This is a genomic window from Arthrobacter sp. 05L45_2 (assembly GCF_056397525.1).
The window spans coordinates 1-10,680 of the sequence record NZ_JBFTNO010000100.1 but is presented as its reverse complement, the minus strand read 5'-3'; the positions used below and the strand labels follow the sequence as shown (position 1 = coordinate 10,680).

Below are 10,680 nucleotides of genomic sequence, written 5' to 3'. Positions count from 1 at the left end.
GGGCGGTGGTTGTGCTGCGCCGCCCGTCCCGGGCTGGTGGCGGCCCCCGATGTTCCGGAGGCCGGCCGGTGTGGCTAGACGGCGGCCAGGGTGTGGGTCAGGGCCTTGATGATGGCGTCGGTGACGTCGGTGGTATCGGCATCGCCGCCGACGTCGCGGGTCAGGTATCCGGCCGCGGTGGTCCGCTCGATCGCGGCCTCGACCTGGCGCGCCTCGGCGTGCAGGCCGAAGTGGTCCAGCATCAGGGYGGCGCTCGCAATGGCGCCGATCGGGTTGCTGATGCCCTTGCCGGCGATGTCCGGGGCGGAGCCGTGCACTGGTTCGAACATGGACGGGAAGCGGCGCTCCGGGTTGAGGTTGGCGCTCGCGGCCAGGCCCAGGCTGCCGGCGAGGGCGGACCCCAGGTCGGAGAGGATGTCCGCGTTCAGGTTGGACGCCACGACGACGGAGAGCTCTTCCGGCTTCAGGATGAACTTCGCGCTCATCGCATCCACCAGGACACTTTCGGTGGCAACGTCCGGGTAGTCCGGGGCCACGCGCTGGAACGTCTCGTCCCACAGGACCATACCGTACTGCTGGGCGTTGGACTTCGTCACCGAGGACACCTTCTTCACGGTCCGCGTCCGTGCGAGATCAAAGGCGAAGCGCATGATGCGTTCGCAGCCCTTTTCGGTGAACAGCGCGGTCTGCAGCGCAACCTCGTTGCCGGGGCCACGGCCGCTGAGGTTCCGGCCACCCAGCCCGGCGTACTCGCCCTCGCTGTTCTCCCGGACCACCACCCAGTCGAGCTCCGTGGTGTCGGCCTTACGGAGCGGGGACTCGATACCGGGAAGGAACTTCACCGGCCGGACGTTGGCCCACTGGTCGAAATTCTGGGTGATGTTCAGCCGAAGGCCCCAGAGGCTGATGTGATCGGGGACGTTTTCCCAGCCGACAGCTCCGAAGTAGATGGCATCAAAGTTTTTCAGGGCGTCCAGGCCCTTCGGGTCCATCATCTGGCCCGTCTTTTCGTAGTAGCCGCAACCCCAGGGGAATTCGTTCCATTCGAAGGCGAACTTGCCTCCGGAATTCTCCGCGAGGGCGTCCAGGACCTGGCGTCCGGCCGAGATGACTTCCTTGCCGACGCCGTCGGCCGGAATGGAAGCGATGCTGAATGTTTGGGTGGCGCTCACGTGCCTACCTCCTCGTTGAGTGTGTGTTAGCAGCGTCACACTGCTGGTCCTCTTCAAGTAGACGGGCTGACGCCTCTGGGCGTCCAAGACCAAGATCCGATGCGCCACATAGGCTCGACCTATGGACTCGGGCGGATCCCCGCGGAATCAGGGCGTGACGTGCAGTTCGGCAACCTTCAGGAAAGCCCGCGCAGCAGGTGTCAGGTCTTCCTTTCGGCTGAGGATTGCGACATCAAGCTGGGAGACCGGCTCGATCAGCAGGGTCCGGAGCCCGGACTTCTGGGCTGTAGGCGCCCAGGACGAGGGCATCACCGCGTGTCCTACGCCGGCGAGGACGAGGGGGAGGATCGATGTCCGGTGCGCGACCTCGACAACGATCTCGGTGTTGACGCCGCGTGCCAGGGCGTCGTCGACCAGCCAGCGCATCAGGGAACCGCGTTGGCTGGCTATCAGCCGGTGGCCGCCAAGGTCCTCCCTCTGGATGGCAGGTCCGGGGCCGAAGGTGTCGGCTTGCGGGTTGACGATGAGGATGAGGGGCTGGCGTTCCAGTTCCATGACCTGGACGCCGGGCACGCGGATGGGATCGGGCGACCCGGCCAGGCCGATTTCGGTGCTGCCGGTCCGGACGGATTCGATGACCTCTTCAGGGGTGAACGCTGCGCTGACGTTCAGCCGGACCGAAGGATGCTGGCGGGTGAAACTGGCGATCATGGAGGTCAGCGGCTCGATGCCCGGGGAGGGCATGGTGATGATGTCGAGGCGGCCGCTGCGGACCCCCTGAAGTGCCCGCACCGCTGACTGCGCGGCGTCCAGGTCCCGCATCACCAGCCGGGCCGGGCCGACAAGTTCGTTGCCCGCCTCGCTGAGGACCACCCGGCGGCCGATGCGGTGGAAGAGCGGAACCCCTAGCTCTCTTTCCAGCCCGGCGATGGTCTGTGACAGGGAGGGTTGCGCGATCAGCAGATGCTCCGCGGCCCGGCTGAAGCCGTCGTGGTCAACCACCGCAAGGAAGTACTTCAGTTTGCGCGTGTCCATGCGGCTCCTCGATGGCTCGGTCTGGTTCGGCCCCGGTTCGGGGTCCTGCCTTAGGGTCCGACGCCGGGTGCCGGCGCTGGGACTGACGTCGGGCGACATCGGCTCAGGGTCCGATGCCGGGCTCCGCGCGGGCGCAGTTGCTTCGCACGCGCGCATCGATAGCTTACGCCTATAAGAGTGTGTGTGGGGCGCGCCCCTCGGACACCAGGCCGCCCCAACATTGTGCACCTGGAATTCCCCAAAGAGTCCTTCGTGCTGCTTTGTTCGTCCCGCCGATAGGCTGAAGTCTCGAAGGTTTGGCAAGGGGGTGCATAGTTGGACTATGGGACCTCTTGATAACCGCAGTTTCTACACGCGTGGTGACTCATTCAGCATTGGGGACTCAAAGGAACATGCCGAGCGGGCGCTCGTTACCTTCGGGGCAACCGACGTCCGTTCCAGCCAACGCGGCGATTTCACAGCCATCGCGTTCAGGGCCGGCGGAAGGCAGTTCCGCATCGTCATCTGTTTACCGGATCCGCACGTGGTCGCTGGTGTCGGCGGTGGTTCCGGGAAGGTCCACGGCCCGGAGGTTACAGTAAGAGTGTCGGAGCTCAGCGCCCGAAGGTTTTGGCATTCTTTCGCTTTGTCGATAGACGCGAAACTCGCAGCGGTGGCAGCCGGGGTTGCTACGCTTGAGTCGGAATTTCTCGCCCATGTGGTTCTACCCGGGAACCGGACGGTAATTGACGAACTCGAACCAGTCATCGCGTCTGCCTACCAGTCCGGGCAGCGCCCTTCCATCAAAATTGCTGCTGCGCCCTAAAACTGGCGAAGATGGTTCAAGGAAGGGCAACCGTGCTTCGCTGATCTCTCAGATGGTGGTTTTCGTCCAGCTGAAGCCCATTCCCTCATCGCAGGAAACGTCCGCGATCAGGGTCGGAAAACATCCGGGTCCTCGGTCCGCAAATACCTCAGTGGTGGACTGGGATTTTCTTGAGCGTGACCACGATGTCGCTTTCGGCCAGGAAGGGCGCCAGCTGGAGGAACGGCGCATCGGGGACCGAGATCGGACTGGAGAATCAGCACGGATGGATGGACGAACCGATGGTGGCGCCCCCGCGGTTGGTCAGGCTCTGGAGGTCATGGATGCCGTCGGCGATGAGGGCGTTGTGCACCCACGGGCTGTGGCGCCGAAGCCGATGACGACGGCGCTGAGTCTCCTGCCGTAGTCCCGGTGGTGCCGCGAAGGCCATCAATGGTCCGTGTTCGTCATCGCCGGCGGAGATTCCCTGGGTGCTGGCCGCCCCATTGAGTACATGTCAAGGGCGCCGAGGATCAGAGAACCGCCAGGGCATTTTTCGCGCTTTCGACAAGAACATGGGTGGCGGCGGGAAGATGTCTGACCTCGCCGTCAATCTGGCAAGGAACAGCGTCGCGCGTGCTGAACGCGTAGCTACTGACGCTTGGCTGATTCCCGAGCCCCAACGTCACGGCCCGAAGAGTCATCAGTGCCATCTTCCAGTGGCCGGAATGGGGGAGCGTCACAACCTCGAAACGGCCGTCGTCGGGACCCGCCGCCTCGCTGACCCTCCCATACTTGGCCATCCGCGAAATATTGGCCAGGATCAGGCTGTCCAAGCAGGCGATGGCCCCGTCTGCCCGAACGAGCTCGAAGGGGCTCAAGTGGGAGAGCGTGCGCGCCACGGACAGGAGTTCGAGGATTTTGCCCTTTCCTCCGCTCTCGATTCCGATCGCCATCAGGGGCGTAAGTCCGAAACCGATGTAGGAATGGGCGTAGTGAACCTGTGCCTGCGGCTCCTCCCCAAATGTTATTCGCAACAGGTCGATGTGCCGGACCTGTCCCTGTCCTATCCGCACAGCCTCCGGCAATGATATTGCAGGCATGCTCCGGTGATGGTCGTTGGCATTGCCTGCCGCGACGACCGTGCACACCGCCTTGCTGCCCGGAACGTCCATCACCCCGTTGACAACCTCGTTGTACCCGCCGTCACCGCTTACTGAAACAATGAGCGTGGACCCTGCCGCCGCGACGGACCGTGCAAGGTCTCGCGCATGCCCCGCAAAGCCGGTCGGCAGCAAATCAACCTGAAGTTCCGGGGCTCCGGCGGCGAGATCCCGTCGCAGCCCGTTGATCCTGGCGGTCATACCAGACTTGCCGGGATTGAAGACCAGCACAGCCCGGTCAAAACGTGCTTCAGGCGCCCCGTCAGGGCCACTCGCTGTCATCGGCGTTTCAGCCCTGTCATTCCCCCAGGTCGTCCGCTACGCGGCGAAGGTCCTGAACCCATCCGCTTGAACGGCGCGGTGCCCCCGAACTGGACTCAAAGTTACCAAGAGCTTCCGCTATGCGCTCAAGCGCTTCGGAAATATTGGCCTTGACCGCCGCGTAGCCTTCCTCCGAACGGGGGTCAGAAGACGCCGCCGACAGCTGCTCGGCTCCGGACCTAATGACCAATGATGCCTCATACTCGTTCACACCTGCACCTCGCAGCTTCCTTGAATGGAACGTGCAGCACGTCTACGATCACAACCATACCGTGGTACACCCGCTGGGGCGCCGAAAGTAGCAGCTGACAGTGCCTAGGCGGAAACCGAAAACACTACCGGCGAAATAAAATTCGAGGCCAGGTGCCACAGCTGCCATCAGGAAGACGAGGATGTTTCGGGATTCCCAACTGGGCTTCCTCCAGAGCAGGGGCGGTGGGACGATGCCCTTATGAGCGATCAACACAGCAAGGACGAGCAGGACCAAAGCTCGCATCAGCACGGGCAGTCGGCGCCGGGTACGCAGCCGGTGCCTACCGTAGGGCAACGCCGGCGGGAATCGGAAGAGAAGCTGGGCTCTCACCTGCGTGAAGCACGTCAGAAGAATGAACACCATCAAGCCGCTGAATCAGAAGGAGCCGTCAGAAATGTCCGGCCGGAGAAATAGGCGCCGATAACCTTGCCGCCGTCCAAAACGATGACCAGAGCCGGCCGTCGGCGTTAGGGAACGGGGCCACTGCCCGACCGGTGATGGATTGCCATGACGACGAAGCCGTTGACGAACTCCACGATCTTGCGGCACCCGGCTCCTTGAGCGACGAGTTCCATGTTCACAAGGCTACGTATGGTTTGGCGCTGCGGTTGCCGACATGCGTCGGCGGTTGGGGATCATTGGAGAGGGGCGCAACGACGGCTCCTCTGAAATAATCAACTGGGTGTTGGTGATGTAGTCAGTAAGACACTGCCCGGGATAGTCTCAAGACATGTCAAGTACCGGAAGCGGTAGTCAACCTAAACGTCCAGAAATTCCCGAGACTGCCGGGAGCGCCGGGACGGAAGCCGCCTCGGACGTTGCAATGGAGTACGGTCCCCCGGTGTGGACCGACTTGTGGGACGCAATGCGGCGCACACGGACCAAAATTGCGAACGGATATGAGAGCGGTTCGGATCCGGAAACCCTGAAGGCAGACATAATGGTCTTCTTCATCCTGTGCTGGAACCTTCGCGACTGGATCATGACCGATGACACGGTTCCCTTCGGTAAGGATCTGATGGACATCGAGGCCAGGGTTCTCTCCATGCGCCGGTGCTGGGCGGTGGCGAATACCGCCAACCAACGTGCCACGGAGGGGGTTCAAGGCATGGCGATCCATGACAACTCCAGGGCCAGCTTCCGCTTCATTGAGGACCCGACCGATACGGTCGATGCGTTGGAATTGGCGGACGAGTGCCTGCAGTGGTGGCGCACTTACCTCACAACACATGGAGTTGCAGCACGCTGAGGGCAGTCCACCACATGTAGGAGAACCGTAACCGAGTGGTTTCGATCCGATTAAGATCGATCCTGCTCCCCGTAACTGCATATCTCCCTGGCTCATCTACGTCGCCTTCCGTTTGGCAACAGGGCAGCACGGCATGGGCAAGGCTGGCGGGCGATAGGGAATAGCTTGTGTCTTGTGGCATCCGGGGACGCCCAAATCCTGTCACCGTTATGAAAATCAGGKTGGCGACGGGCCCGAGAGAATGTCGGCGTCTTGGCTGTGACTGCGCCGATCACGGGGATGATTGATTTCCGCCTTCGAAGCCGCCGGCTGCTTGACGGCTCCGACGCAGCCCGGACCGGTGTTTAGGCGGCCTGGTACGCGGGGACCGCCCGTGGCGAAAAACTTCGCCTTCAAGCTGCGGATCCACGACCAGCATGCGCCCAAATCGGCCCAATAGCCAGCGGCGTCCCCGACCGCGGCATTCGATTGCCGGGATAGGGCGCAGTAAACCCCGTCTGTTGGCCCCCGCAGGCCGTCACCGCAGGCCCGACTAATAAAACGGTACGGCTGTCTTTACTGGCAGGTGTTCTTCCGAGAAGATCGATCAGTTGCGAGGCCGGGGGCACTACCGGAATTATGGCGAAAGCTGCGTCACGAAGGTAGGCGGCTTGGGATAGTTGGTGCATTATTCCTGCCCGGGAGACGATGACGGGCGTGGGCACGCCTCCACAGCCCAACTATGAACCCGCGGCCCTGTTCAAAGCTGAACGGGTTCGCGGTGTTCATCGGTCTGTGAGGGCAGTTGGAGCTTTCGAGCCATCACAGTGCCTTTGTCTGAGGCGGACTCGTTGAGTGAAGAGCCGGGGAGGTCCCGTCGGTCCATCTCATCGGTCGCGAGCTCGAACCAGGTCCGGGCCCCGAAGGACGGGCCGGGTGAATCAAGGTGGCGGTACAGGGCGTCGACCAATCGGCCAAGCGCTTCATCCGAGAGGGCACGTACGGTTGACGCCGGGTCGAGGCTTCCTTCGTAGTATTGGCAGAGCTGGAGGTCGTCGATGAGCTCGGTCCCGGCGGGTCCGTGGGTGACGGTGCAGCCGGCGGCGTGAGCGCCCTGAGCGTCCGTGAGGTGCTCCAGGACGGCTCCGTCGATAGCGACGTGAGCGAGGCAGACCGGCAGTTCGGACGGTTCCTTTAGGAAGACCCCGGGGAGTCCTTTTCCGGGTTCGGCGTTGTTCGGAGCTGGTGCTGTGGCGGAGCCGCTGAAGGCCCGCAGATGGAGTAGCACGTCAGGGTCCAGATGCCTGGCACCGCGCAAATCCAAGGTTAGCGGGCCCTTAGATACCTGTCCGGCCCTTGCTAGTGCGCGCAGAAGGACAGGGTACGCAGCGCCGGTCAGGCAACCGGAGACCTGAAGGCCGAGGCCCAGGGCGTCCACGTCGGTGCGGATTGTGAGTTGCAGTTTGTGTTCCATTACGTCTCCCCGTAAGCAGATCCGTGGAAGCCAACTGCTTAACTCCTTACTTGACCCAGAATATAAACCGTCCTCAGCAGTTAGCAAGCGTTCAGCACCCTTATTCGCCTGGCTTATATATGGAGGAGGCGTGTAAGCGAATGGACAGAGCGGTCCGGGCCTGGCGTGAGGCCAGCGGCCCATGTTAAAAGCCGGGCACGGTCACTCCCGCGAAGTTCGAATGTGAGTCCCGATCAAAGAGTTGAGGGGGTGCGGGCCGCCCTTGGATACCTGGGATCCTCGATCTTCAGTAGACGGGGCAGAGCGACGCTGGCTCGGGAGCGAAGACCGTTCTGCGCTCCCTCCGTGCTGCAGGACGCCTGCGCTCCGACCCTGATGGGCCCGGACGGAAGCGGCGGCCGGTTCGCCGAAGGCCGGTTCCTTGAAATGGGGCAAGGCGGGATCGGGGTGTTCTTTCGGAGCCATCAGGTCTAGTTTGGGGGCAAGGTCCGCGTGGATAATTGCGCCGGGGCCGGGCTGACCGGATGGGGTCCGGGTTCGTCTTCGCATCGGGCGGGGCCGACGACAGTGACGGACGACGGCGCCTTTGGAGTCCCGGAGGCTTGGATGGAGCAGCAATGCGGGCTGAACCGGAGGTCGAAGTGGCCCTGCCGCTGAGGGGCCAGGGTGTTTACCTTTTGGACGACCATGAAGTCGTGAGGCGCGGTCTGCGTTATCTGTTGGAGTCCTCGGGTGTGGGCGTTGCGGGGGAGTCTGCGTCGGCGCTCGAGGCACTGCGGCGGATCCCTGCGCTTCGGCCGGCGCTGGTTATTGTTGATGATGATCTTCCGGACGGTTCCGGTGCTGCGGTCTGCCGTGGGATCGCCGTGTCGGCACCGGGTATCAGGTGCCTCCTGATGACGGCGGCGGCCGACGAAGCAGTCTTGATCGAGTCCATAATGTCCGGCGCCTGGGGGTGTCTGTCCAAAAAGGACGACAACGCCGAACAGCTCCGGCTGATCTCCCGAGCCTTGGACGGGTACACCGCCTTCAGTGGCGTGTTTCAGCCGGCTCTCCGGGCTCCGAACCTGCTCATTGTTGAGCCCGACCGGGAGGAGAAACTTGGGATGCTCACCCGCCAGGAGGCTGTCGCGGCTGCTGCCCTTGGCCGGGGACTGAGTAACCGTCAGATCAGCCACAGAATGTTTCTCTCGGAAAAAACAGTCAAGAACATGATCTCGAGTATTCTGGCGAAGCTTGGCATGGAGCGCAGATCGCAGGTCGCCGTGCATGTAGTGAATGCGTTAAACCGCCATTCAGAGACCGACGGTGATTACCGGAGCAGCCGGTTCCCGGACCTGGTGGCGGAGGTCACGGACGCGCTGCTGGTCTGTACCAGCGATGTTTCCCCGGTGTTGCCTACGGAGGCGGTGCGGAAAGACAACGCCGGTCGGCTTGCCGGCGCCCTCGCCGCGACACGCGCCGATCTTGGGTGTTGGTAGCCGGGCATCCGCAGGCCTCATCATTGCTGATGGTCCCGAGGGTAAGCCGACGTCATTTCCTCCAGGCAGCAGACGTCGCGCGTAGACTGCAGAAGAGGCAAGGATGCTTAGTGATAGCCCCGGTGGCGGAGCAGTGATAGCCCCCGGTGGTGGCGCAGGCACGGCTGTTACCGTCGGGGCGGAGGGGATGAGCCGTATGGTCGCGGACGATCCGCCCTCGGGTTCGGTGGGCAAGAGCCGGTTGAGTCGGGAGCTGGTGCTCTCGGCCGCACTGGAGCTGGTAGACGGCTGGGGGCTGGAGGCCCTTACTATGCGTCGGCTCGGGCAGAAGTTGGGCCGGGACCCGATGGCACTGTACCGGTACGCCCGGAGCCGGGCCGACCTGCTGGATGGTGTCACGGAGCTGGTCTTCAATGAGCTGCCTGTCAATCCTGCTGATCCTGACTGGCGGGCCCAGCTCCGGCGCATCGCGCATGATTTCCGGGACCTCGCACTGCGGCATCCGAATGTCGTGCCGCTGTTGGTGACGCGGCCTCTTTCCACCCCGCTGGGCCGTCGGCCGATGGGAACACTCCGGCCGCTGGAACAAATCCTGTCGCTGCTGGTTGGCGCAGGGTTTGCCGCTCCTGAGGCGTTGCACGTGTACCGCGCTTACTACGGCTTCCTGTACGGGCATGTCCTCAACGAGCTGCAGGAGGTCGTCGTCGACCCTGAGAAAAACGAGGCCCTGCTCCGTCTGGGCCTGTACCGGCTGCCGCCGAAGGATTTCCCCCATCTGCGGTCCCTCGTCCCGGTCTTGACTGACTATGACGGAAAGAAAGAGCTCGACGGCGGCATCACTATTCTGCTGGCAGGCCTTACCGACGGGTTTTCCGAACAGCCGGGGCGCCTAGGGGCTAGGGATGTTACGTAGATCTGTACGGAAATAGGTCCCCATTGTATACGTTTTCGCACTCGTTGCAGTGGTGTGGCCGGTTTCCTCCCGGGCGAGTCTGTAGCCCTGCGTTGGCTAGGCATCGATAGGTGTAAATATAGACATATGTCTATATCTGTCAACGTCGCTCCCGTCCAGTCCGTGGCGCGCTGTTCGCCCCTGTCGAGGGAACCGTTGTCGGAAGTGGAGGCCGGGGAAGTCGTGCCGCTACTGAAAGCGCTGGGTGATCCGGTGCGGCTGCGGCTGATGTCCCTGGTGGCCTCCCATGAAGGCGGTGAAGCCTGTGTGTGCGACCTGAATGACGCCTTCGAGCTCTCACAGCCGACCATTAGCCACCACCTGAAGATCCTCCATGAAGCGGGGCTGCTGGAGAGGGAAAAGCGCGGCGTGTGGGTCTATTACCGTGCGCGCACCGATGCCCTGACGAACCTTTCCAAGCTGATCAGCGGACTGAGCCGATGAGCATACTCCTGCGGCGGGCCGTGGCGGAGTTCGCCGGGACAACTTTCCTGGTGATGGCCGTAGTCGGGTCCGGTGTCATGGCCTCGCGGCTGTCCCCTAACGACGTCGGGCTGCAGCTTCTCGAGAACAGCACCGCCACAGGCGCGGCGCTGGTGGCCTTGATCCTGGCGCTGCAACCGGTCTCGGCATCCTTCAACCCCGTGGTCACCCTGGTCGAACGGGCCTTGGGGGCGGTGGACACTCGCACCACACTGGCCCTGATCCCGGCCCAGTTCGCCGGCGGCCTGTCGGGAAGCATGCTGGCCAACCTGATGTTCGGCCTGGACCCGGTGACGCTCTCGACACATGAACGCGCAGGGTCAGGGCTGTGGCT

General features: G+C 63.0%; 9 protein-coding genes. 5 read left to right on the top strand and 4 right to left on the bottom strand.

Features of this window, described 5'->3' with window-relative positions; genetic code table 11:
- Nucleotides 1–74: 74 nt before the first annotated feature.
- The 3 genes from AC1DHD_RS09460 to AC1DHD_RS09450 form a co-directional block, all read right to left on the bottom strand.
- Nucleotides 75–1,172: a tartrate dehydrogenase gene (locus AC1DHD_RS09460; RefSeq protein WP_476879461.1), complete on the bottom strand. Its 1,098-nt coding sequence runs from the start codon at nucleotides 1,170–1,172 to the stop codon at nucleotides 75–77.
- Between the two features lie 147 nt (nucleotides 1,173–1,319).
- The gene (locus tag AC1DHD_RS09455) at nucleotides 1,320–2,207 is read right to left on the bottom strand and encodes a LysR family transcriptional regulator (protein ID WP_476879460.1); all 888 of its coding nucleotides are present in this window, start codon (nucleotides 2,205–2,207) and stop codon (nucleotides 1,320–1,322) included.
- A gap of 1,317 nt (nucleotides 2,208–3,524) precedes the next feature.
- Nucleotides 3,525–4,436, bottom strand: coding sequence for a diacylglycerol/lipid kinase family protein (locus AC1DHD_RS09450; RefSeq protein ID WP_476879459.1), 912 nt, complete (start codon nucleotides 4,434–4,436; stop codon nucleotides 3,525–3,527).
- A gap of 1,232 nt (nucleotides 4,437–5,668) precedes the next feature.
- On the opposite strand from AC1DHD_RS09450, the gene AC1DHD_RS09445 reads away from it, so the two are divergent.
- Nucleotides 5,669–5,977, top strand: coding sequence for a hypothetical protein (locus AC1DHD_RS09445; protein WP_476879458.1), 309 nt, complete (start codon nucleotides 5,669–5,671; stop codon nucleotides 5,975–5,977).
- Between the two features lie 739 nt (nucleotides 5,978–6,716).
- Here AC1DHD_RS09445 and AC1DHD_RS09440 read toward each other — a convergent pair.
- A complete protein-coding gene (locus tag AC1DHD_RS09440; RefSeq protein WP_476879457.1) occupies nucleotides 6,717–7,244 on the bottom strand; it encodes a hypothetical protein in 528 nt (175 codons plus the stop codon).
- 803 nt (nucleotides 7,245–8,047) lie between these two features.
- Here AC1DHD_RS09440 and AC1DHD_RS09435 point away from each other — a divergent pair.
- From AC1DHD_RS09435 to AC1DHD_RS09420, 4 genes are all read left to right on the top strand, one after another.
- On the top strand, nucleotides 8,048–8,911 hold the full coding sequence (locus AC1DHD_RS09435; RefSeq protein WP_476879456.1) for a response regulator: 864 nt from the start codon (nucleotides 8,048–8,050) through the stop codon (nucleotides 8,909–8,911).
- Nucleotides 8,912–9,107: 196 nt separating this feature from the next.
- Nucleotides 9,108–9,824 (top strand): TetR/AcrR family transcriptional regulator C-terminal domain-containing protein, encoded by a 717-nt coding sequence (locus AC1DHD_RS09430; RefSeq protein ID WP_476879455.1) that lies wholly within the window; start codon nucleotides 9,108–9,110, stop codon nucleotides 9,822–9,824.
- A 126-nt stretch (nucleotides 9,825–9,950) separates the two neighbouring features.
- Nucleotides 9,951–10,307: an ArsR/SmtB family transcription factor gene (locus AC1DHD_RS09425; RefSeq protein WP_476879454.1), complete on the top strand. Its 357-nt coding sequence runs from the start codon at nucleotides 9,951–9,953 to the stop codon at nucleotides 10,305–10,307.
- Nucleotides 10,304–10,680: aquaporin (locus tag AC1DHD_RS09420; RefSeq protein WP_476879453.1), on the top strand; the 377-nt coding region annotated here is incomplete at its 3' end. The genes AC1DHD_RS09425 and AC1DHD_RS09420, both read left to right, overlap by 4 nt.